At 66.2% G+C, this 23,094-nt stretch carries 23 protein-coding genes and 1 other RNA gene; 21 read left to right on the top strand and 3 right to left on the bottom strand.

The genetic code is table 11. From position 1 onward, the window contains the following. Positions 1-192: 192 nt before the first annotated feature. Entirely contained in the window at positions 193-1,155 is a 963-nt protein-coding gene (locus tag ACM9NP_RS14500) for a hypothetical protein (RefSeq protein ID WP_415647210.1), read from the bottom strand. Positions 1,156-1,354: 199 nt separating this feature from the next. On the opposite strand from ACM9NP_RS14500, the gene pruA reads away from it, so the two are divergent. The 21 genes from pruA to ACM9NP_RS14395 all read left to right on the top strand — a co-directional run bounded on the left by pruA (position 1,355) and on the right by ACM9NP_RS14395 (position 20,449). Beyond that, complete coding sequence (pruA, locus tag ACM9NP_RS14495) at positions 1,355-2,983, top strand: L-glutamate gamma-semialdehyde dehydrogenase (protein ID WP_415647209.1); 1,629 nt, start codon at positions 1,355-1,357, stop codon at positions 2,981-2,983. A 189-nt stretch (positions 2,984-3,172) separates the two neighbouring features. Further along, positions 3,173-3,976: a tryptophan 2,3-dioxygenase gene (locus ACM9NP_RS14490; protein WP_415647208.1), complete on the top strand. Its 804-nt coding sequence runs from the start codon at positions 3,173-3,175 to the stop codon at positions 3,974-3,976. Between the two features lie 202 nt (positions 3,977-4,178). After that, a complete protein-coding gene (locus ACM9NP_RS14485) occupies positions 4,179-5,462 on the top strand; it encodes a serine/threonine-protein kinase (protein ID WP_415647207.1) in 1,284 nt (427 codons plus the stop codon). 157 nt (positions 5,463-5,619) lie between these two features. Next, positions 5,620-6,129, top strand: coding sequence for a PadR family transcriptional regulator (locus tag ACM9NP_RS14480; RefSeq protein WP_415647206.1), 510 nt, complete (start codon positions 5,620-5,622; stop codon positions 6,127-6,129). 90 nt (positions 6,130-6,219) lie between these two features. Beyond that, positions 6,220-7,350, top strand: a complete 1,131-nt coding sequence (gene prfB, locus ACM9NP_RS14475) for a peptide chain release factor 2 (RefSeq protein WP_415647205.1) — start codon at positions 6,220-6,222, stop codon at positions 7,348-7,350. Between the two features lie 140 nt (positions 7,351-7,490). After that, complete coding sequence (gene ftsE, locus ACM9NP_RS14470; protein WP_415647204.1) at positions 7,491-8,171, top strand: cell division ATP-binding protein FtsE; 681 nt, start codon at positions 7,491-7,493, stop codon at positions 8,169-8,171. A gap of 23 nt (positions 8,172-8,194) precedes the next feature. Further along, entirely contained in the window at positions 8,195-9,076 is an 882-nt protein-coding gene (gene ftsX / locus ACM9NP_RS14465; protein ID WP_415647203.1) for a permease-like cell division protein FtsX, read from the top strand. Positions 9,077-9,148: 72 nt separating this feature from the next. Beyond that, positions 9,149-10,360: a M23 family metallopeptidase gene (locus ACM9NP_RS14460; protein WP_415647202.1), complete on the top strand. Its 1,212-nt coding sequence runs from the start codon at positions 9,149-9,151 to the stop codon at positions 10,358-10,360. Between the two features lie 51 nt (positions 10,361-10,411). Continuing rightward, positions 10,412-10,891: an SsrA-binding protein SmpB gene (gene smpB / locus ACM9NP_RS14455; protein WP_415647201.1), complete on the top strand. Its 480-nt coding sequence runs from the start codon at positions 10,412-10,414 to the stop codon at positions 10,889-10,891. An 86-nt stretch (positions 10,892-10,977) separates the two neighbouring features. Next, positions 10,978-11,348: a transfer-messenger RNA gene (gene ssrA / locus ACM9NP_RS14450) on the top strand. Positions 11,349-11,573: 225 nt separating this feature from the next. Further along, complete coding sequence (locus ACM9NP_RS14445; RefSeq protein WP_415647200.1) at positions 11,574-11,921, top strand: hypothetical protein; 348 nt, start codon at positions 11,574-11,576, stop codon at positions 11,919-11,921. Positions 11,922-11,925: 4 nt separating this feature from the next. Beyond that, complete coding sequence (locus ACM9NP_RS14440) at positions 11,926-12,675, top strand: hypothetical protein (protein ID WP_415647199.1); 750 nt, start codon at positions 11,926-11,928, stop codon at positions 12,673-12,675. A gap of 759 nt (positions 12,676-13,434) precedes the next feature. Beyond that, a complete protein-coding gene (locus ACM9NP_RS14435) occupies positions 13,435-13,692 on the top strand; it encodes a hypothetical protein (protein WP_415647198.1) in 258 nt (85 codons plus the stop codon). A 389-nt stretch (positions 13,693-14,081) separates the two neighbouring features. Further along, positions 14,082-14,498: a hypothetical protein gene (locus tag ACM9NP_RS14430; RefSeq protein WP_415647197.1), complete on the top strand. Its 417-nt coding sequence runs from the start codon at positions 14,082-14,084 to the stop codon at positions 14,496-14,498. Next, complete coding sequence (locus ACM9NP_RS14425; RefSeq protein ID WP_415647196.1) at positions 14,495-15,427, top strand: protein kinase domain-containing protein; 933 nt, start codon at positions 14,495-14,497, stop codon at positions 15,425-15,427. Before ACM9NP_RS14430 ends, ACM9NP_RS14425 begins: the two co-directional genes overlap by 4 nt. A 269-nt stretch (positions 15,428-15,696) precedes the next feature. Next, complete coding sequence (locus ACM9NP_RS14420) at positions 15,697-16,716, top strand: Bug family tripartite tricarboxylate transporter substrate binding protein (RefSeq protein WP_415647195.1); 1,020 nt, start codon at positions 15,697-15,699, stop codon at positions 16,714-16,716. Beyond that, positions 16,717-17,334, top strand: coding sequence for a tripartite tricarboxylate transporter TctB family protein (locus ACM9NP_RS14415; RefSeq protein ID WP_415647194.1), 618 nt, complete (start codon positions 16,717-16,719; stop codon positions 17,332-17,334). Beyond that, positions 17,331-18,866, top strand: a complete 1,536-nt coding sequence (locus tag ACM9NP_RS14410; protein WP_415647193.1) for a tripartite tricarboxylate transporter permease — start codon at positions 17,331-17,333, stop codon at positions 18,864-18,866. The genes ACM9NP_RS14415 and ACM9NP_RS14410 overlap by 4 nt, the downstream gene beginning before the upstream one ends. A 292-nt stretch (positions 18,867-19,158) precedes the next feature. Further along, positions 19,159-19,527, top strand: a complete 369-nt coding sequence (locus tag ACM9NP_RS14405; RefSeq protein WP_415647192.1) for a DUF4326 domain-containing protein — start codon at positions 19,159-19,161, stop codon at positions 19,525-19,527. Between the two features lie 67 nt (positions 19,528-19,594). Then, on the top strand, positions 19,595-20,248 hold the full coding sequence (locus ACM9NP_RS14400; RefSeq protein WP_415647191.1) for a MarC family protein: 654 nt from the start codon (positions 19,595-19,597) through the stop codon (positions 20,246-20,248). Between the two features lie 6 nt (positions 20,249-20,254). After that, positions 20,255-20,449: a hypothetical protein gene (locus ACM9NP_RS14395; protein WP_415647190.1), complete on the top strand. Its 195-nt coding sequence runs from the start codon at positions 20,255-20,257 to the stop codon at positions 20,447-20,449. 172 nt (positions 20,450-20,621) lie between these two features. Here ACM9NP_RS14395 and ACM9NP_RS14390 read toward each other — a convergent pair whose 3' ends face one another. Both ACM9NP_RS14390 and ACM9NP_RS14385 read right to left on the bottom strand, forming a co-directional pair. Further along, positions 20,622-22,067: a catalase gene (locus tag ACM9NP_RS14390; RefSeq protein ID WP_415647189.1), complete on the bottom strand. Its 1,446-nt coding sequence runs from the start codon at positions 22,065-22,067 to the stop codon at positions 20,622-20,624. Positions 22,068-22,108: 41 nt separating this feature from the next. Continuing rightward, positions 22,109-22,522 (bottom strand): Fur family transcriptional regulator, encoded by a 414-nt coding sequence (locus tag ACM9NP_RS14385; protein WP_415647188.1) that lies wholly within the window; start codon positions 22,520-22,522, stop codon positions 22,109-22,111. Positions 22,523-23,094 lie beyond the last annotated feature (572 nt).

The raw sequence follows: 23,094 nt of genomic DNA, 5'->3' as shown, positions 1-23,094 counted from the left end.
GCCATGCTTCGGTGGCCGTCAACGACCGCCGCGTCAGATCGGAGGTCGACCATCGGAGTGTTCGCCCAGGTGTCCGACGGTCGCCGTCGAGCAGGTGGGCGACCGGTCCACGGCTCGCTACAGAGACCCGTCCCGGGCGGCCGTGAGAGAGACCATCTCGCATGCCCGGGGGCGGCCACGTGGTGTCCCCGGTCAGGTGGAGTCGTGGGTCTTCGCGGTCGGTGAGGACTTCTTCCGTTGTTCCCCGACCGTGGTTTTGGTCTTGGCTTTGTTTCCGGGACCCTTGCCGCCCTTGGTGTTGACGGTCTTCGCGGCGGCGCCGCCCTTGGCGGTCCCGTTGCTCGGGGCCCGCTTGCCGTTCTTGCCGCCCTTGGAGTTCTTGCCCTTCGCCCCGCCGCCGTCGAGCAGGCCGAACGCCAGGATCGCGGTCGTCGCGCCGGTGAACAGCGCCGCGAGGCTTCCGTTCAGCTGGGCGTCTCCCGCCTGGCCAAGGTAGAGACTGTCGGCGAGCTGCGGTTGTCCCGCGTAGGACAGGAGCACGGCTCCGGCGATGCGCGTCGCGACTTCGCTCAGCAGCCACAGGATTCCCGGTAGGGCTCCGCCGAGCATGAAGCCGTACAGGCCCGTTCCGGCGTTGCGGCGCCGCAGATACAGGTAGGACGCGAGCCCCGCGAGCATTCCGGCGACGACCCCGCCGATGATGCCGATCCAGCGGAAGGTGTCGGGGGTGCGAACGAGCAGATCGAGCAGGTCCGTCATGAACCAGCCGCGCAGGAACAGGAACACCAGGAGGGCGGCCGTTCCGATCAGGCCGGCCGCGATGACCGCGCCCTTCGGCGGTGCGGCGAGTAGGCCACCGATCAGCCCGGAGATTCCCGCAACGCCCGCGACGATGATCGGGATCGCCCCGGCCCCGGCGAAGACGAGGTAGCCGCAGGTGGCCGCCGCCACGCCGAGCACGACACCGCCGACGGTCGCCGTCACCGGGCGGGGGAGCCCGGCGAGCGGTCCGCGCGCCCAGGACGCCGCCATCAGGCCGCACACCGCACCCGCGAACACGACGCCGATCACCATCGACGACAGCGAGATGATCAGCGGCACCACTCGCGAGGGGTCGGCCGTGACCGATTCACCGAGGAGGGTCCGCAGACCCATGAATGACACACTTAGTTGTAGAACGGCTACCAGGAGCAATACGATGGAGCCTGGGCCGTCCACCTCGGGCCGGGGGGTGGTTTTCGCTGCGTCCACGCACGTGAGGGTACGTGGTCTCACAGCGGCAGGATCTGCCGCATGAACGCGTCGACGTCGTGACAGCATGGCCGGAAGGAAGCATTGATGCGAAGGAGCATGCATGGACGCCTTGTTCACCACCCCTGAGCCCGTCAACGAGCCCATACGCGGCTACGCGCCCGGGAGCGCCGAACGGGACAGCCTGACCGCCAGGTTGAGCGAACTGGCCGCCACGCAGCATGAATTGACCATGACCATCGACGGTCGTGAGCGCGTTGGCAGTGGTGACCCGATCAACGTCGTCCAACCGCACAAGCACGCGCACGTGCTCGGCGTCGCCCGTAACGCCACCGACGCGGACGTCGCCGCCGCCGTCGCCGCCGCCAAGGCCGCCGCCCCCGCGTGGCGCGCTATGCCGTTCGCCGATCGTGCCGCGATCTTCCTGCGCGCCGCCGAACTGTTGGCCGGACCCTGGCGGGACACGCTCAACGCCGCGACGATGCTCGGTCAGTCGAAGACGATCCAGCAGGCCGAGATCGACGCCGCCTGCGAACTGATCGACTTCCTCCGGTTCAACGTGCACTTCGCCGAGATGCTGTTGGGCAAGCAGCCCAACTCCTCGCCCGGTGTGTGGAACCGGTTCGACCACCGCCCGCTCGAGGGCTTCGTCCTGGCGATCACGCCCTTCAACTTCTCCGCGATCGCCGGGAACCTGCCCGCGTCGCCGGCCCTGATGGGCAACACGGTCGTCTGGAAGCCCTCCCCGACGCAGCAGTTGGCCGCGCACTACACGATGCGCCTGTTCGAGGCGGCCGGAATGCCGCCGGGCGTCATCAACATGGTCACGGGCGACGGTCAGGCCGTGTCGTCGGTCGCGCTCGTCGATCCCGACCTGGCGGGCATCCACTTCACCGGTTCCACGGGCACGTTCCAGCACCTGTGGAAGAGCATCGGCCAGAACATCTCCGGCTACCGCACCTACCCGCGCATCGTCGGTGAGACGGGCGGCAAGGACTTCATCATCGCGCACTCGAGCGCCGACGCGGACGCCCTGCTGACGGGTCTCGTCCGTGGCGCTTTCGAGTACCAGGGCCAGAAGTGCTCGGCCGCGTCTCGCGCCTACATCCCGGCCTCGCTGTGGAACTCGGGCCTGAAGGACCGACTCGTCGCCACCACCGAGAGTTTGGCGTACGGCGACGTGACCGACCTCGCCAACTTCGGTGGAGCCGTCATCGACGACCGGGCGTTCGCGAAGCACACGGCGTTGTTCGACCGCCTCTCCACGGACGACCGGGCGACGGTCCTCGCCGGAGGCACCGCCGACGACAGCGTCGGTTACTTCGTTCGTCCGACCGTCGCGGTGTGCGACGATCCGGAGCACGAGCTGTTCACGACCGAGTACTTCGGACCGATCCTCGGTGTGCACGTCTTCGACGACGGCGACTTCGACAAGGTCGTCGCGCAGGCCGCGGACGCCGCGCCGTACGCGCTGACGGGCGCGTTGTTCGCGCGTGACCGCGACGTCATAGCCCAAGCGTCCGAGACGCTGCGGTTCTCGGCCGGGAATTACTACATCAACGACAAGCCGACGGGTGCCGTCGTCGGACAGCAGCCGTTCGGTGGCGCGCGGGCGTCCGGCACCAACGACAAGGCCGGTTCGTGGCAGAACCTCGTTCGGTGGATCTCCCCGCGCACGATCAAGGAGACCTTCGTGCCGCCGACGGACCACCTCTACCCGCACATGGGCTGACGGACCTCGACCGGTGGGGNCGGGAGCCGTTGTGGCTCCCGGCCCCACCGTTCGCCGGGTCTTCGGCGGGGTTCCCCGCATCGGCGAGCAGGGCCTCGAACGGCCCTCGCAAGGGGAATGCCGCCCCGCAGTGGCGTCCGCCATAGCGTCCTGGTGACGGTCGTTCGCGAGCGGGAGTAGCGTGGCAACGTGGCCAATGATCATGACGACCTCGACCCCCGTTTCGGCGAGCAGGGCGGGCAGCTGACCTACGGAACGTATCTGCGCGTGCCGCAACTGCTCGACCAGCAGCATCCGAAGTCCAAGCCCGAGGCACACGACGAGCTGCTGTTCATCGTGATCCACCAGTCGTACGAGCTGTGGTTCAAGCTCATGCTGCACGAGCTGACCGACGCCCGCGATCGGATGCTCGACGGCCAGACCTATCTGCCCCGAGTACGACTCAACCGCTGCAAGTCCATCCTCGACGTCCTCGTCAAACAGGTCGACGTCATCGACACGATGACCCCCCAGGACTTCCTGGCGTTCCGCGAGCGTCTCGCCCCGGCCTCGGGTTTCCAGTCCGTCCAGTTCCGAGAACTCGAGTTTCTGTCGGGACTGAAGGACCCCGGTTACCTGAACCGGTTCCGCGCGTTGACGGAGGACGAGCGCGATCGCCTGCGGGCTCGCCTCGACGAGCCGAGTCTGTGGGACGGGTATCTCGCGGTGCTCGGCGCGGTCGGCTTCGAGACCAACGACGCCGACTCCAGGCTCGCCGCGCTGCGCCAGGTCGCCGCGGATCGGGACAAGCACGGCGGCCTCTGGGACCTCGCCGAGGCGCTCATCGATCACGACCAGGCGTTGTCGCTCTGGCGCGCCCGGCACGTCCTCATGGCGGAACGACAGATCGGCACGAAGGTCGGCACCGGCGGCAGCGCCGGCGGTCGATACCTGAGGTCTCGTGTGGACCTTCGGTGCTATCCGGAACTGTGGGAGCTTCGTTCGATGCTGTGACCCGCCCCGGCTTCGTCCGGATCGAAAAGTCCATTGTGTAGAAAGTGGGGGTGGCGACACGCGTCGTCACCCCCACTTCGTCGTGGGTGTCGTCGATCGGACTCGCGTTGGTCCCGGTTTCGTGCCACCCTCGTCGCGACCATTGCCGCTGGTGGGACCGGCTTCCTAAGGTGGGCAACAGAACCGCATAGGGGAGCCCACCATGAACGACGTTCTTGCCGACCGCTACCGGATCGACTCCGAGATCGCCCGCGGAGCCGCCGGCACCGTTCACCGCGCCCATGACCTCATCACCGGTGAAGAGGTCGCCGTGAAGATCCTGCACGCCGACGCCGCCGCGGACGTGTCCGTCACGACCGCCTTTCTTGACGAGGCCGAGGTTCTCGCCGAACTCAACCACCCCGGCATCGTCCGTCCCCGGGACCTCATCGTCACCGGCAGTGTCATGGCCCTGGTCATGGATCTCGTCGACGGGGTCGACCTGCGCGGCCGGATCATCACCAGTGGACCATTGAGTCCCAAGCTCGCGGCCCGGATCACCGGTCAGGTCGCCCAGGCTCTGGCGGCGGTCCACGCGGCGGGCATCGTTCACGGCGATGTCAAGCCCGGCAACATTCTCGTACCCGCAGACGGTGGCGGCGTGCGTTTGGTCGACTTTGGAATCGCCCGTCGGATCGCGGATCCCGACGCTCCGACGCACGGAACTCCCGACTACACCGCGCCCGAGATCGTGGGCGGCCACCCGTCGAGCGCCAAGTCGGACGTCTACGGGCTCGGCCTGGTTCTGTTCGAGGCGCTATGCGGCCGAAACCCGTATCGGGGCGGCGGAATCGACGAGGTGCTCGCTCGTCATCGCGACAGCGTTCCGGTGCGTCCGAACGCGGTCCCGGTGGAACTGTGGAGCGTCATCGAGTCCTGCCTGAGCACCCGTCCCGAGACGCGTCCGGAACCCGTCGCGCTGGCCTCGATGTTGCGCGCCGTCGACGCGGTCCTGTCGGACGCGCCGAGCGACACTGTGAACGGACCGTTCGAGATGCGGCCGCGGACCGACGAACCCAACCCGAAGCCTCCCGCACCCCGCCCCGCGATCGCGACCACTGTGCTACCCACAGTGGCGGCTTCGACCAAGTCGAGCGAGAAGCGTACGATCGGTAACGGAGTGCTCGCTGGGGTCGCTGCGGGCATTGTGGTTCTGGCGGCCGCCGGTGTGTTGCTGTTCGGTCTGTCCTCGGGGGATTCGCCGCCCGCCGCCGAACCGCCTCTGGGGACTGAAGAGGCCACTGATGAAGCGAGTGACAACACCACTACCGATCCGTCCGCTTCGCCCTCCTCTGCGGACGGAACTGACGTCGACCCTGACGACAATTCCACGGAGGACAGTGAGACGGATACGGATCCGGGTGACGGAAGTGACCCCGGTGACGACGGTTCCGATATTCCCGGAGAAGATCTCATAGGTTCCGTTATGCCTGGTCGTTCTGGGTGAGGCTGACCGGTTTCGGAGTTAAAGTTCCATATGCTCCGGCCATTTCGGCTAGCGCCATTTCGACTGTTCGCCTGAGACAGTGGGCTGTGGATTATTTCGGAACACAATAGATACCCCGGGGTTGCGTCCTAACTGAAGGCATGGCATCCTTGTCGGCATGGCAGGAAAAGAACTCAACGCAACCGCAGCAGCCCTCTTGGGTCTGCTCCACGACGGATCGATGACCGGTGGACAACTGATGTCCGAGGCGACCAGGCGGCTTGGTCCGTTCTGGACGATGACTCGTAGTCAGGTGTACCGCGAGCTTCCCGCGCTGGCCGAGGTCGGCTTCGTTCGGGTCGGCAAGCCCGGCCCCCGCGCCAGCGTTCCGTACACGATCAGCGCTTCCGGCAAGCGCGCCTTCTCGAAGTGGATCAACGAGGAGAGCGGCATCGGACAGCTGCGTGACCCCGTCGCGCTGCGGACGGCCTTCGCGTCGCACATGACCGCGTCCGCTCTGTCTGATATGTACAAGGAAGCCATCGAGTACCACACCGAGGCGCTCAACGACGTCAAGGCGCGTGCGAAGGACCTCGCCGCCGACGACGCCGGTGCGGCGACCGCGATGGACTTCGCCGTCGGCTACCACAAGGCCGCTCTGGCCTGGCTGAAGTCGCGTCAGAAGTAGCATCGACCAATCACGTCGAAGGTGCGTCCGTGGCAGGCGGACGCACCTTTCTTTGTGTCGTGATCACCCACAGGCGTAAGCTGGGTAGTTGTGACCGGTAACGACTTCTCCGCGCAGTTGCGCGACCTGAACTCCACCCTTGAGACAGTGGCGGCGGTACTGGACCTCGACGCGCTCTCCCGTGAGCAGAAAGAGCTGGAGGCGGCCGCCGTGGCCCCCGATCTGTGGGACGACGTGGCGCACGCGCAGAAGGTGACGTCCCGGCTGTCCTACGTCCAGTCCGAGATCAATCGCGTCAAGACGCTGCGCACCCGTCTCGAGGACGCCCAAGTGCTGTGGGAGCTCGCCGACGCGGAGCAGGACCCGGCCGCGACGGAAGAGGCCAACAACGAACTGGCTTCGCTCACGAAGTCCATCGACGAGTTGGAAGTGCGCACGCTGCTGTCCGGCGAGTACGACTCCCGGGAGGCGGTCGTGTCGATCCGGTCGGGTGCGGGCGGTGCCGACTCGAGCGACTTCGCCGAACAGCTGATGCGCATGTACCTGCGTTGGGCGGAGCGACACGGCTACCCCAGCGAGGTCTACGACGTCTCCTACGCCGAGGAGGCGGGCATCAAGTCCGCGACCTTCGCCGTCAAGACGCCCTACGCGTACGGCACGCTCGCCGTCGAGCAGGGTACGCACCGGGTGGTGCGGATCAGCAAGTACGACAACCAGGGGCGCCGTCAGACCGCGTTCGCGGCCGTGGAGGTCGTGCCCGTCGTCGAACAGAACGACGAGATCGACATTCCCGACGACGAGATCCGCGTCGACGTCTACCGGTCCTCCGGGCCCGGTGGTCAGGGCGTCAACACGACCGACTCGGCCGTGCGAATCACGCACATGGCGTCGGGGATCGTCGTCTCCTGCCAGAACGAGCGCAGCCAGTTGCAGAACCGGGCCACCGCGATGGCGGTCCTCAAGGCGAAGCTGCTGGCGCGTCGACGCGACGAGGCACAGGCGAAGATCGACGAACTGAGGGGCTCCGTGACCGCGTCGTGGGGCGAGCAGATGCGGACCTACGTCCAACACCCGTACCAGATGGTGAAGGACCTGCGGACCGGCTGGGAGACGGCCAACATCTCCGCCGTCTACGACGGTGACATCGACGGATTGATCGAGGCGGGTATCCGGTGGCGCAAGCAGCAGGAGAACAAAAAGGACTCCGAACCCGTCGTCTGATCGGCGACCTTCGATTGACTAACGGTGGATCGCGGCCTCGCATGATCGAATGATTGCCGGGTGACGTTTGCCTTCCCGCAGGCCTGAATAGGGAGGGGGAGTGGCAAGCGCCTCAGGAACCGCGCGTAGACTCTCGCAGCGTGATTCGGCTCGAGCACGTGACGAAGCATTACACCCGTTCTAACCGCCCCTCCATCGAGGACATCAACGTGTCCATCGAGAAGGGTGAGTTCGTCTTTTTCATCGGACCGACCGGTGCCGGTAAATCGACGATCATCAAGCTGCTGCTGCGGGAGGTCGTGCCCGACAAGGGCAAGGTGTGGGTCAACAACAAGGAAGTCACGACCATGCGTCGTTGGAAGGTCCCCAACTTCCGACGCTCGCTGGGTTGCGTGTTCCAGGACTTCCGCCTGCTGCCCAACCGCACGGCCGCCGAGAACGTCGCCTTCGCACTGGAAGTAATCGGTAAACCCAAGACCGTGGCACGCCGCGTCGTGCCCGAGGTCATGGACCTCGTCGGCCTCGGCGGGAAAGAACACCGGTACCCGCATGAGCTGTCCGGTGGTGAGCAACAGCGGGTTGCGATCGCGCGCGCGTTCGTCAACCGGCCGTTGATCCTGCTCGCGGACGAGCCGACGGGAAACCTTGACCCTGACACCTCGATCGAGATCATGCGGCTGCTGGACCGGATCAACCGAACCGGCACGACGATCGTCATGGTCACGCACGACTCCAACATCGTCAACCAGATGCGTCGACGAGTCATCGAAATCGAGGGCGGTCACCTGGTTCGTGACCAGGCCCGCGGTGTGTACGGCTAACGGCGAAGGGTAACGAAGAATCAATGCGTGCCAAGTACGTATTCTCCGAGGTCCTGGTTGGCCTGTGGCGCAACATCAGCATGACGATCGCCATGATCATCACGATGGCCGTGTCGCTGTCGATGCTCGGCGCCGGCCTGCTGCTGTACTTCCAAGTCCAGGCGATGGAGGACTTCTATCAGGGCAAGCTCCAGGTCGTCCTGTTCATGGAGAAGGACATCGTCGATGACGACCCCGCGAAGGAACAGGTAGAGCAGACGCTCTCCGAGGACTCCGCCGTCGAATCGTTCGAGTACATCGACAAGGACGCCTCCTGGACTCGCTTCCAGGAGATGTTCTCCGAGGCTCAGGACATGGTCGACAGCGTTGACAAGGACCGCATCCCCGCGTCCTTCGGCATCAAGCTGAAGAACATGGAGGAGGCGGACGCCTTCATCGAGAAGTACGAGAAGATCGAGGGCGTTCAGAGCGGGATCAACCAGCGCGACGCGCTGGAACAGGTCTTCAGTCTCTTGAACGGTGTGCAGAAGCTCGCCTTGATCGTCGCGCTCGTGCAGGGCATCGCCGCCCTGATGCTGGTCGCCAACACGATCCAGGTCGCCGCCTACTCGAAGCGGCGCGAAGTGTCCATTATGAAGCTCGTTGGCGCGTCGAACTGGTTCGTTCAGGCACCGTTCGTGCTGGAGGCGATCTTCGCGGGTCTCATCGGCGCGATCCTGGCATTCCTCGCATTGGTTGCGGGCAAACAGTTCCTGGTTGAGGGAACCTTCAAGGAACTCTTCGACATCCTCACGGAGATGCGTTGGCGGACGGTCATGATCATGCTGCCGATCCTCGCGGGTATCGCCAGCGTCATCAGCGCTGTCACAGCGTGGCTTACGTTGCGGTTCCAGGTAAAGGTCTAGCGATCGCGTAATGTGGCCGGTCGGTCCGTGTAAACGACGGACATCACGACCAGTGCGGCGTACATTACCGACATGAGGACGACACTGTTGAGTACGGCGGCTTTGGCCGCCGTACTCATTCTTTCGGGAACAGCCGTCGCTGATCCGGTATCCAAACAGGACAAGATAAGTCGGGAACTGGCCGAAGCCGAGGCCACATTGGAAGGCGCGACCGAGGCCGCCAAGGAGGCCGGTCGCGAACTCACCCGGGTCGAGGGCGAACTCCCCGGGGCTCAGGACCGCGTCGCCACCGCGACCGGTCTCGTCGCGGCGGCGAAGGCCCTCGCGAACGCGGCCGAGGCCGCCGCCGAAGTGGCCCGCTCCGAACACGCCACGGCCGTCGACGTGTTCGACGGGGCCGAGGCGGACGTGACCGTCGCCCGTGACGAACTCACCAACATCGCCGTCCTCTCGTATCAGGGGGCACCGTTGCGGGGCTTCAACGGCGTCCTGAACGCCGATAACCCCTTCGACGCCGTCGAGAGCATGTCGTACGTCAAGAGCTTCCTACGCGAGCAATCCGAGGCCCTGGACACGGTCCTGATCCTCCGGCAGGACGCCAAGGTCGCCCAGAACGGCGCCGCCACCACCAAGGCCGCCGCGGAGGAGGCGGAACTCGCCGCCGCGACCGCCTTGGACGCGGCGGAAACGGAGCAGGAGAACGCCGAACGGGCCGAGTCGGAACTCGCCGACCTCATCGACTCGAAGGCCGCCGCCCTCGACACCGCGGAGACCGAGCGCGACGCCAGTCTCGCCCGATACGAGGAGGCGAAGGCCGCCAGCGAGCGCATCGCGGCGCAACTCCAGAACGTCGGGAACCAGAACTCCTCGTCCATGAACGCCTCCGAGGCCGGCTTCACCATGCCCGTCAACGGGTGGAAGTCGAGCGACTTCGGGAACCGGTACGACCCGTACTACCACGTGTGGCAACTGCATGCCGGAACCGACTTCGCGGCGGGCGGAGGGGAGGCGATTCGTGCCGTCGCGGCCGGGGAGGTCGTCCAGGCCGGCTGGAACGGCGGCTACGGCAACTACACCTGCATCTATCACCGCGACAACATCGCCACCTGTTACGCCCACCAGTCGTCCATCGGGGTGTCCGTCGGGCAGCGGGTCGGTCAGGGTGAGCAGATCGGTCAGGTCGGCACCACCGGCGCCTCGACCGGCAATCACCTTCACTTCGAAGTCCGGGTGAGCGGCAGTCCGGTCGAACCGCTGGACTGGTTGCCCGGCTGCCTGTGCTGACGGCGCAAAACCGGCTCGCAGTCGGCGGTCGTGCGCGGATAAGCTTGCCGGATGCCTAAGGACAGGGGCCAGAAGCTCATCACTTCCAACCGGAAGGCCCGCCACGACTACGAGATCCTCGACACGTACGAGGCTGGGCTCGTGCTGACGGGCACCGAGGTCAAATCGCTGCGGACCGGCCGCGCGTCGCTCGCCGACGCCTACGCCGACCTGAACAACGGGGAACTGCGGATCCACGGCATTCACATCGCCGAGTACAGCCACGGCAGCTGGACGAATCACTCGCCGCGACGGATCCGCAAGCTCCTGCTGCACCGAGCCGAGATCGACAAGCTGTCCGGGAAGCTCACCGAGCGCGGTCTCACCCTCATCCCGCTGTCCCTGTATTTCAAGGACGGCTGGGCGAAGGTCGAGATCGGCCTCGCGCGAGGCAAGAAGACCTACGACAAGCGTCAGACCCTGGCCAAACGTGACGCTGATCGCGAGGTCGAGCGCGCCGTTCAGCGCCGGGCGAAGGGTCTGCCGGACTGATTCACGGGCCGCGTCGATTGACCGCCAGATACTGGAATGCGCGACGCGGTGCCCGACGTTATGCTTACCGAGCACAACTTCATAGAGGGGCCGATCGGTTTCGACTCCGTACGTTGACGTAAGGGAAGCGGGTCGAGGAAGCCAACGTCGTCTCGTTAATCGTCGTTGGAAAACACAAGTGCGAAATCTGAACGCACCGACTTCGCTCTCGCTGCCTAAGCGAGTGTGAGTCTGCTGGCCCGGGAGCGCGTCCGTCCCGGAACGCCGGCATCATTTAGGACGCTCAGGCCTGAGTCCGGTCACGGGGCTCACGGCGACACCAAACAGTGACTGGAGCCCGTCACACTGACTTGTTCGCGTGATCAGTGGGGCTTGAGGAAAGGCACAGCGAACTGCACCCGGAGAAGCCTTACTGAACCGGCGGAGGACCCGGGTTCGATTCCCGGCGGCTCCACGAGATCAAGGGCGTCGTGTGCCTTCCTTCGGGAAGGCGCACNACGCCCTTCGTCGTGTCCGTCGAGCCGACGGGGTGCTTCTCCGCGACGTCCGACGACTTGAGCGTCATCGGCTTCGAGAAGGGTTGCGGGCCAACGGAAGTGGCCAAACGTCCGATGCGCACCCGGTATCTATCGAAGAGAGTGAATATAGCGAGATCAGGAGGCGTTGGCCGAGAGGACCTGTGATGAGTGAGAACCAGCCCAAGTACCACTTCGACAACAAGTTCGACAAGGTCGGCGCGTTGTATCAAGGCGAGAACAGGGTCGACCATGTGACGATCGACATGGGGGACGGTTCCACGTCCGAGTTCGCGCGCTCGGTGGCCGCCCTGATCCGCGAGCTCGAGGGCCGGACCGAACGCGGTGCCGACGCGGACGAGGCGATCTCCGAGCTCGTCGCGGCCAACACGGCGGTCGGCGAGGGCGACGTCAAGACGGCCCGGGAACGCGTCGTCGGACTGTTGAGCGTGATCGCGCCCGCCCTCGGAATCAGCTCCTCCGTCACCGCCCTGTTGAGCCAACTGGGGAGCTGACGGCATGGTCGGCTTCCACAACCAGAGCAACTACGTCGGGGCGCTGTTCCAGGGATCGATCCGCATCGACGTGGTGCGGGCGATCGGGGGCGGCCCGAACGGGAAACAGTGCCCCAATCCGCTGTGCGGCCATGCGCCGATGCATCGGGCCGAAATGGTGTGGCAGCAGCAGTCTCGCGGCTTCGGGCGAAGCAACCTTCTCGGTCTGGCGTGCGCACCACCGGCGGAGCCGCTGCCGTCGACGAAACGCCGAATCCCGCAGCGCGTCCTCGTGGTGGCCGCCGTCTTCGTCGCGGCCGGTTGGGCGCTGCTGATGACCGGGAGGGCCCCGCCCGGCGATTATCTGTGCGGGCTCGTGCTCGTTCCCTTGATCGTGCTCTACGCGCATATGCGGGGTCGCGACGCCGACATCGACGCCCGGGCCGCGCAGCTCTACCACCACTACCTCCATGTGTGGCGGCATCGGTGGACGTGTGTGCCGTGCGGGACGAACGTGATCGAACTTCCCATCGTCCCGGCACAACTCCTGAGTGGTGGGCCTCAGCCGCCGCCTGGCCTTGAGTTGACGACGCTCACCGCGAGCGAACTCGACGCGCTTCGACCTCGTGATGCTCGACCGTCACCGGACGCCGTTCCGGCATCCACGTCGGAACCGCCGACACTCGACCCGGGTGGTCCCGTGGCGTTGACACCGCCTGTCCCACCGCCCAAGGAGACCGACCCTCCGAACCCGGGTGGTGTGCCGACGGCGTGACGGATCCGTTGTGGCCGGTCGAGTCGAAGCCGACTTCGGGGCGACCGATACTGTGACGGATATGGATGTGCGGATCCGGTCCTCGGGGAGGACCGAACCACCCGAGGCGACCATGACCACGCGGACCGTGTGCGTCGGGCCATCCCGGGAGGCGAGGTCTCTGTGGACTGACATCGCCCAGGGTGCGGACGCGGGGGCCGCGCGCGAGCGCCGCCGTCCCGTAGCCGCACGGATGGTGACACAGTGGCCGGACGGATCCCGTCGGGCTGTCGCGACGACCGTGTGGCCGTCCGTTTCCTTCGGGCGGCCACTCGCCGTCGAGACCGCCGCTCGCACCGATGTAGAGGCGCGCAAGGGCAACGCGATCGTCATAGACCACACTGGATGGAATGGTGAGACCGTCCGCGTCGGCGACGGAAACCAGGACGAGTGGACGAGCGGGCTCGGTCGCCTACGGGTGTCCCATCTCGATGAATGCATCGCGGGCGCGGTCCCGACGGAGGCCTGCCGATCGGCGCTCCGGGGCTCGTTCGCTTCGACACCGATCTGGGTTCGGAGTGGGGCACACCGTGGGCCGAGGGTCGACGCATCGGCGACAGGACGGAGTTCGGCGAATCCGGACGGCTCGCGTTCGACGGCATCGGCACAGGTCGATTGCCAAGGAACGCGTGGGAGTCGACTCCATATGTTTACTGAGGACGGTTCATGGTACGGACGGAGCCGGGGCGAGTTCGCCGATGGCACGAGGAAAACGGGGTCATGATGCCACTTGACCGGGAGTTGGTGCGGGTCCTCGTCGACCTGTTGCTCTTCTTGGAACTGAACGAGGACGAGACGGTGAGCCCGGCGGCCGCGGCGGGTTGTCTCGACGACGTCGCCGCGGCCTTCGACGAACTCGGCGAATCCGACCGGGCCGCGTTGGCGACGCTGTTCACACAGGTCGCGGGCGAACGCGCGATCGAGTCGGTGGGAAAGGTGCATCGATTGGCCGGGGTGCTCGGCCTCAGCGGAATCTAGGGCGCGGACGGGAGTTCCCGCTGCGAGCCTTCCAGGTGGCGCCTCAGGGCGTTCGCGGCGTTCTCGCACCGTGCTTTCGGCGAGTCCAGAGGCGTCGACCGGCGGTGTACGTCGAGCACTTCCGCCTCGCGAACGCGTGCGCCTGAAACCCCGCTGACAACGAAGGAGAAGTTCCACACGCACTAGGCCGCTCGCCGATCCTGAACGTCCGTTCAGTCGGTACCGTTAGTGCGACCGTGTCGGCGGTGACGCCGTTTCCCGGTGCCGGGTCGTCGTGACGAATTCCGGTCGTTCGTCGTGCGTCGGTGCCCCCGACTCGCGCGGGTGAGCCGAATCCGTCGCACGCCACCGGTGAGCATCCATCGATCATTCTCTCCAGGAGCCGTGCCATGAGCAACGACAAAGCGACCCCCGAGACCACCGACGCCGCCGAGAAGGCCGTCGAGACCGAGGACAAGCCCGCCACCGAGGAAACCACTGAGACGGACGCCGCGCCCGTCGAGGCCGAGCCGGCCGCCGCCGAGACCGAATCCACCGAAGACGAGTCCAAGGACGAGGCTGAAGAGTCCAAGGACGAGTCCGACGAGGATGATGACGAGGCCGAGGAAGACGACGACGAGGACGACGAGTCTTCGTCCTCCTCCTCTTCCTCCTCGTCGTCGTCTTCTGACGGCAGCGAGGGTGGCGACGACGAGGACGAGGACGAGGACGCGCACGGAGAAGAGCGCGAGTCCGGTTCCTCCGAAGGCGAGGACGAGTCCGCTGACAAGGACAAGCCCGCCGACGAGGACTCCGCCAAAAGTTGAGTCCGACGGTTAGTGCACGGGCGGCGGCGACGCCGCCCGGCCACGTCGAGGGCTCCGGCTCGCGGCCCGGTGACGTGGTGGGGGGCTATCGCGTCGACGCGGTGCTCAAGGTGCGCGGTTGTGCCGCCGTGTATCGAGCGACCGGGGGCGTCGAGTTCGCGGGGGAGGGAACCTCGGCGGCGGGTGGCGTCGTGGCGGTGAAGACGCTGTGTCTGGCGGCTCCGCAATCGGCGCGGCGGCGGGCCGACAACGAGTCGAGCGTGCTGCGGTCGTTGGCGGGTCTGTCCTGCGTTCCGAGTGTCGTGTCATCGGGGGTCGATGGGGCGCAACGGTTCCTCGCGATCGAATGGCGGCCGGGGCGGTCGCTCAGGAGCGTTTCGCGTGCCTGCGCGGACGGGGGATGGGACGCCGTCGACGCCGCGTTCCGGTCCGTGGCGTTGCCGGTCGTTCGTTCGGTCGGGCGCCTGCACGAGCGCGGCGTCGCGCACGGCGATCTCAGTCGGGTCAATCTCGTCGTGACCGATGCCGGTGATGTATCCATTCTCGACTTCGAGAGTTCTGTTCGACTTGGCGAACCGGCGACGGGGCGCCTGCGCCGTAAGACGACCTGGGCATACGCACCGCCGGAGTTCGCGCGGGAGAGGGACGGCATCGCGCCGTCCATCGAAGCCGACCAGTACGCCCTCGCGGCGATCCTATATAGACAGTTGACGCGTCGGCGTCATCGTCCTCGCCCGACGGAGGGCGTAGTCGCGGACGATCTGGCGGTTCTCGATGTGCCTTCTCGCCCGATTCCCGCCCGGATCTTGCGGCGGTATCCACTGCTGGACGCGGTGTTCGCGCGGGCCCTCGCCCGTCGGTCGGTCGATCGTTTCCCGTCGATGGACGCGTTCGCCGATGCCTTGGCGCACGCGCTGGGCGGCGAATAGCGCTACCGGGGCACCCTGGAGTCCGATTTGTCCTCCACGCGTCGTCGCGCGTCGAATGCCGTTGTGTCCGAACGCTTCTCGGTTGGCACCGGATCTCGGTGTCATTGCGGCGACGTGATCGTTGATCGCCTTTCGTGTGGGGCCGAACTGAACAAGACAATCTCCGTGACCACAAGAGTGCGTGTGGCTGCGTTCACGGAGAGCATCTATTGTCATGTGGTCCGAAGTGATCCATGCATGGATGTGAATGTTCCTCAAAGGAGATGGACGTGCCCCCCACTAACAACTCTGGACTGTCCCGCCGAAATGTCTTCGCCATCGGTGGCGCATCGCTGTTCGCGTTGACGCTCACGGCATGCGGCGACGGCAGCGCAGCCGACGGGTATCCGAGCAAGACCCTCCAGATCATGGCGCCGGCCGGCGCCGGCGGCGGCTGGGACTCCACCGCCCGCGCGATCCAAGAGGTGCTCGCGTCGTCGAAACTCGTCAAGAGCACCGTCGAGGTGTACAACGTGGAGGGAGCCGCCGGAACGCTCGGTCTCGCCCAGCTCGCGACGAAGCACCAGGGCGACGCGCACCAGCTGATGGTGACCGGCCTCGTCATGGTCGGCGGCATCGTCACCAACAAGGCCGAGATCACCCTCGAGCGCACCAGCCCGATCGCGATCCTCACGGCGGAGCAGGAAGTCGTCGTGGTCCCGAGCGACTCGAAGTACGAGACGCTGGCGGACCTCATGGAGGACGCGAAGAAGGCGCCCGAATCGATCAACTGGGGCGGTGGTTCCGCAGGCGGAACCGACCAGATCCTGGTCGGAATGCTGGCCAAGGCGGCCGGGGCCGACCCGGCCGCGATGAAGTACATCCCCTACTCCGGTGGCGGCGAATCGAAGGCCGCCCTGCTCTCGGGCGACCTGACGGCGGCCGTCTCAGGTGTCAGCGAGTACGCCGAGCTTGTGGCCTCCGGTGACCTGCGAGTGCTCGCGGTCTCCGGGGCCGAGGGCGTCGACGCCGGTGACGGCAAGCCCGCTCCGACTATCAAGGAGGCGGGCTTCGAAGTCGAGCTGATGAACTGGCGGGGGATCGTCGCGCCTCCCGGGATCAGCGAGGACGAGAAGACGGCCATCACCGAGCTGTTCGACAAGATGCACGACAGCGAGGAGTGGAAGGCGCTTTGCGAGAAGCAGGGCTGGGACGACTTCTACCGGAGCGGTTCCGACGCCGTCGACTACTTCGCGTCGGAGACCGAGCGCATCAACCCGATCCTGACCGATCTCGGGCTGGCCGAGTAAATGTCCACATCGTCACGTGACGGCTCGGCCGCCCGTGATGACGCCCCCACCGGCGCGCGCCGTGCGCCGGTGGGGCCCCGTGTCCTCGGGGGCGTCATCTTCGCGATCGGCGTATTCCTACTGGTGGAGGCGTTTCAGGAGCTCGGGGACGACGAGCTGACGCCCACCGGTCCGCGTTTCGCGCCCGTCGTCATCAGTCTCATGTGGGTCGTGTTCTCCGGCCTGTACTTCGCGCGCCAACTGTTTCGGCCCGGCGTGGACTATCCCGACCCGGGTGCCGTCGAAGCGGGGGCGGTCGACTCCGACGCGTCGAAGTCCACGGTCGACGACGGTGATGACTCCACAGTCGATTATGTCGATCACGCGGCGCGAGCGGAGACGGTGTCCTGGCGGCAACCCGCCCTGCTCACGGTCATGCTCGTCGCCTACGCGGTCGCGCTCGATCCCGTGGGATTCGTCATCTCCAGCGCGCTCTTCTTCTTCGGCGCCGCCTGGGTGCTCGGCAGCAAGAACCTCCTCCGGGAGGCGATCATCGCCGTCATCCTCGCCGTCGTCGTCTACTTCGGTATGACGGCCGGACTCGACGTCAGTCTGCCCTCCGGAGTGCTGCCGATATGAACGTCCTCAATGAACTCATGACCGGCTTCGCGACGGTTCTCAGTCCCGAGAACCTGTTGTTCGCAGCCCTCGGCGTCACGCTCGGCACCTTCGTCGGTGTGCTTCCCGGTATCGGTCCTGCCCTCACGATCGCGCTCCTGCTGCCGATCACGTACAGCATGGACTCGCCGACCGGCGCGTTCATCATGTTCGCGGGCATCTACTACGGAGCCATGTACGGCGGCTCGACGACGTCCATTCTGCTCAACACACCGGGCGAGTCGGCCTCGGTCGCGGCGGCGATCGAAGGCCATCAGATGGCGAGACGCGGGCGGGCCAGATCCGCGCTCGCGACGGCCGCCATCGGCTCGTTCGTCGCCGGTACACTCTCGACGATCGGCCTGACGCTGTTCGCCGTGCCGATCGCGAGCCTCGCCGTGACCTTCCAGGCCAGCGACTACTTCGCGCTGGCGGTCCTGGCGATGGTGTCCGTGACGGCGCTCGTCGGTCGATCGCTCATTCGCGGAGCGATGTCGTTGACGCTCGGGCTGTTCATCGGCGTCGTGGGGCTCGACGGGTTGACGGCGCAGTCCCGATTCACCTTCGGGATGCTCGATCTGTACGAGGGCATCGACATGACGCTCGTCATCGTCGGGCTATTCGCGATCGGCGAGGCGCTGCACATCTCCGCCCGGCTCAACTGGTTGCCCGCGACGATCGCCCCGCTCGGCGGCACCCGCGGTCGCTGGATGACCCGGCAGGACTGGTCCCGGTCGTGGCGGCCATGGCTGCGCGGAACCGCCGTCGGTTTTCCCTTCGGCGCGCTGCCCGCGGGTGGCGCGGACATTCCGACCTTCCTGTCCTACACCTACGAGAAGCACCGTTCCAAGCACCGCAAGGAGTTCGGCAAGGGCGCGATCGAAGGCGTCGCCGGTCCCGAGGCCGCCAACAACGCCGCGTTCTCCGGCGTGCTCATTCCACTGTTGACGCTCGGCATTCCGACCTCGGCCACGGCCGCGGTGATGCTGGCGTCGTTCAAGGTGTTCGACGTGCAGCCGGGGCCGCAGCTGTTCGAGACGTCCGCCGGTCTCGTGTGGGCGCTCATCGCGTCCCTGTACATCGGCAACGTCATGCTCCTGGTGTTGAACCTGCCGTTGATCCGTGTGTGGATCCAGGTGCTGAAGATCCCGCGACCGTCGCTCTACGCCGGAATCATGGTCTTCGCGACCCTCGGCGTGTACGCGGTGTCGGGCAGCATGTTCCAGGTCCTGCTGGCGTACTTCGTCGGTGTGCTCGGATTCTTCATGCGGATGTACGACTTCCCGATCGCGCCGGTGATCCTCGGGGTCATCCTCGGTCCGATGATGGAGCTCCAGTTCCGGCGCACCATGACGATCGGCAACGACGATCTGTCGGTCTTCTTCACGCGCCCGTTGACGGCGACGTTGTTGGCCCTGGCCGTCGTCTCGCTGATCCTGCCCTATCTGCCGCGCATCATCGCGCGCATGCGTGGGCGCACGGCGAAACGGCTCGTCTTCTCCGAGGACGACTGAGCACCCGAACGCGCCCGCCTTCCTCGGCGGGCGCGTTCCGCGGGAATGCCACCGGTACTTGCGCACGGGCCGACCGGTCGAGCCGTACCGCAACCACACTTGAGCCTTCCGGTCGGGCAGATAGACGTCGAGCAATGGCTGGCCGATGGAGCACTACGCCTGGACCGACGCTTATCCGTCGGGTGACGAGTTCGCGGTCTTCATCGACCGCGCCGGCGCGCAAACGACGAGTGTTCTCGCCGAGCTCGGTCTACAGTGACGTCGATCGGCGACATCGAGGGAGGGGAAGGCCGTGGCTGCTCCGACGAGGTACCAGCGATCACGCCGTAAGGGGCACCACGTACCGGCGGGCGTCACGTACGTCGGACGCCCGACGAAGTGGGCCAACCCCTTCGGAAAGCAGGAGCTTCGTCCGCGCTTCGGGGACGGTTGGCGGGAGGAGGCGGGTCGGCGCTTCCATCGCATGATCGCGGAGCGCCGCGCGGGCGATCCCTCGGAACGCGGATCCGCGTATCCCTCAGATGAGGAGATACGCGCGGAGCTCGTCGGTCTGGACCTGTCGTGCTGGTGCCCGATTCCGAAGAAGGGAGAACCGGACTGGTGCCACGCGGCGGCGTTGATCTCGATCGCCAACGACATCGACGACCCGACGCTGCGCTGAGCGTTCCCACGTCCAGCCTGGGCGTCTCGTCGCCTTGGGGTGTCCGCCGCCACCGGGGCGCCCTCGGATGCCGGGAGTCGCGCGCTCAGGGTGCCATAATCTGCGCGTGCAGGGACTGGAGATCATCGGAGCGGCGTTCGTGACGCTGTTCGTCATCATGGACCCGCCGGGGATCGTTCCGATCTTCCTGGCGCTCACCGGCGCGATGGACCCGAAGGAACGCAATCGGGCCGCGCTTCAGGCGACGGTTCTTTCGCTCGGCGTCATCGCGCTGTTCGCCGTCGCCGGGCAGCAGATCATCCACTACCTCGGAATCGACGTGCCCGCGTTGCAGGGGGCCGGCGGGTTGTTGCTCCTGTTGGTCGCGCTCGAACTTCTGACGGGCAAGGCGGACGACCCCACTCAACAGTCCACATCGAACATCGCCCTGGTTCCGCTGGGGACGCCGTTGCTCGCGGGGCCGGGTGCCATCGTCGCGGTGATCCTGTTCGTGCAGGAAGCCGACACGGCGGGCGGCTATCTGGCCGTCGCGGGGGCGATCGTCGGGGTTCACCTCGTCATCTACGCGGTGATGCGGTACTCGTCGGGGATCGTTCGGGTCATCAAGCGAGGCGGGATCGAGGTGCTAACCCGCATCGCCGGTCTGTTGCTTGCCGCGATCGCCGTCCAGCTCATCGCCGACGCCATCATCGGGTACGTCGATCACTACCTCAACGGGTGATCGACGGTGGATGACCGCGACGTTGCCGTCGAGGTCGATCTCGTCGAGCGGCTGACCGCTGGCCACGTCGATACGAGCGTTGAACTGCTCCTCGACCAGCTCGGTCTGCTTGCGCTTCGACGGGACGAAGATCGCCTCGATCTCGGCCAGACCGGCGGACATGCCGCCAACACTGGAATCGGCGTCATCTCCGCCTCGTAGCCACCGCAACAAACCCATTCGACACACTCCTTCGCCCCGATAGTAGAGGCAGGCAAAGCCCGACGGCAAACGCGCGGGCGCGGTCGTGGGGCCGAGACAGGCGTGCCTCGACCCCACGACGCCCATTGACATGGGGATATCTCACTCACGGCGCCCCGGCCGGGGCGCGGACCTATAGGGCGGCGGCGATCCGGTCGCCGATGCCCTTGTCGACGTTGCGCCAGTACTCGAGAGCCCGGGACAGGACCGGTTCGGTCACCCCGGACGACAGCGCGCCCACGACGTTGCCGACGAGCCGCTCACGCGCGGCGTCGTCGAGGACCTGACGGACGAGCGTGCCCGGCTGTCCCCAGTCGTCGTCCTCGCTGTGCAGCGAGTACGCCGCGCGCACCATCTCGCCGTCGGCGTGCCAGCCCGGCTCGGCGCCCGCCGCCTCGTCGACGGCCGGACCGCCGACGGAGTTGGGCGAGTACACCGGCTGGCCGGGGGAGAACTGGTACCGCATCGCGCCGTCGAAGGTGTACGAGTTCACCTCCGTCTTCGGCTGGTTCACCGGCAACTGGAGGTAGTTCGGGCCGATTCGGTACCGGTGGGTGTCCGCGTACGCGAACATCCGACCGAGCAGCATCTTGTCCGGTGAGATGCCGATGCCCGGGACGAGCGCGCTCGGCTCGAACGCGGCCTGCTCGATCTGCGCGAAGAAGTTCTGCGGGTTCCGGTTGAGCCGAAGGGTGCCGACCTTGATCAGCGGGAAGTCCCCGTGCGGCCAGACCTTCGTCAGATCGAACGGGTTGAACCGGTATCCGGCCGCCGTCTCGTACGGCATCACCTGGACGTACAGCGTCCACGACGGGAATTGCCCGTCGGCGATGTGCGTGAACAGGTCGCGGCGGTGGAAGTCCAGGTCGCTCGCGGAGACCGCGGCGGCCTCGTCGGCGGTGAAGGACTCGATGCCCTGGTCGGTCTTGAAGTGGTACTTGACCCAGAACTTCTCACCCGCGGCATTGACCCACATGTAGGTGTGCGATCCGAACCCATCCATGTTGCGCCAGGACTTCGGCGTGCCCCGGTCACCGAACAGCCAGGTCACCTGGTGCGCCGACTCGGGGTTGAGCGTCCAAAAGTCCCATTGCATGTTGTTGTCGCGCAGGCCGGAGTCCGGCAGGCGCTTCTGCGACCGGATGAAGTGGGGGAATTTCATCGGGTCGCGAATGAAGAAGACCGGCGTGTTGTTGCCAACGAGGTCGTAGTTGCCTTCACTTGTATAGAACTTCAACGCGAATCCGCGCGGGTCGCGGGCCGTGTCAGCGGACCCCTGCTCCCCGGCGACAGTGGAGAATCGGGCAAGGGTTTCGGTCTTCGTTCCCTTGGCGAACAGCGCCGCCTTGGTGTACTGGCTGACGTCTTCGGTGGCGATGAACTCGCCGAACGCGCCGCCACCCTTGGCGTGGACGTTGCGCTCGGGAATGCGCTCACGGTTGAAATGCGCCATCTGCGCGATGAAGTGGTGGTCGTGCAGCAGAAGCGGACCGTCCGCTCCGACGGACAGGGTGAACGCGTCGCTCGGCGCGGGCGCACCCGTTTCGCTGGTCGAGGTGGGAATCGTGTTGTCGGCCATGAGCCGGCCTCCTCGTTGCGATGTTGTGACTGAGTATCGATCTATGAATCGGTCTGGCAGCTGGGGCACACGCCCCAGTAGGTCACCTCGGCCTCGTCGATCGCGAAACCATGGGACTGCGCGGCTTGCAGGCAGGGCACGTCGCCGACTGCGCAATCGACGTCTTCCACCGCGCCACATTTCCTGCACACCACGTGGTGGTGATTATCGCCCGCACGGGCTTCGAAACGGGCGTGACTGCCCGAAACCTCGAGCTTGCGGGCGAGGCCGTACTCGTCGAGCATCGTCAAGACGTTGTAGACGGCCTGAGTGGACAATGATCCGACGCGCTCGCGGGCGCGCTTCACTATGTCGTCGACGGTGGGGTGACCACCCTCGTCGAGTACGTCCAACACCGCGAGACGCTGCCGCGTCACCCGCAGGCCGTGCCTTCGCAGTCGTTGTTCGGAATCCACCCGACCAACACAACCATGTTTTTTGGAATGAGTCAAGAAAGTAGCCGAGGGAATCGGGTGAGTCGCCGCACGGTCGCCGGATCGACACCGATACTGGTGGGGCGTACTTAGGCTAGCCTTCCTATAGGGTTCAATATGTCCATGAATGAGATCCTTGGCCTGCCGGCCCACCCGTTGATCATCCATCTGCCCGTGGTGCTGGTACCGACGTTCGTGCTCATGCTGGCCCTGTACGTGTGCGTCCCCCCGTTGCGTCGCCGCATCGGCTGGGTCGTCATGCTGCTGTCGGTCGTCGCTCCCCTTGCGACGGTGGCGGGTTGGTGGAGCGGCCACAACTTCTACGACCAGCACGTCGACATGATCGCCGGTGCGGGCGCCGACACGTCCATCTTCAAGAACATGCTCGCCGATCACCTCGCCTACGGTGACATCCTCGTCTGGATCGTCCCCCCGATGGCGCCCGTGGTGTGGCTGTTCGGGGCCCTGGAGCGTGGACGTCGGACGGCGGCCGAGCGCGCCGCCGCGAACGCCCCGACCCCCNGCGCCGAAGGCGACGCCCCCCCACCGCCACC

It is taken from the genome of Stackebrandtia soli (assembly GCF_965137155.1).
Taxonomy (GTDB): Bacteria; Actinomycetota; Actinomycetes; order Mycobacteriales; family Micromonosporaceae; genus Stackebrandtia; species Stackebrandtia soli.
The sequence above is the reverse complement of the archived record's forward strand: the minus strand, read 5'-3'. Positions and strand labels throughout refer to the sequence as shown.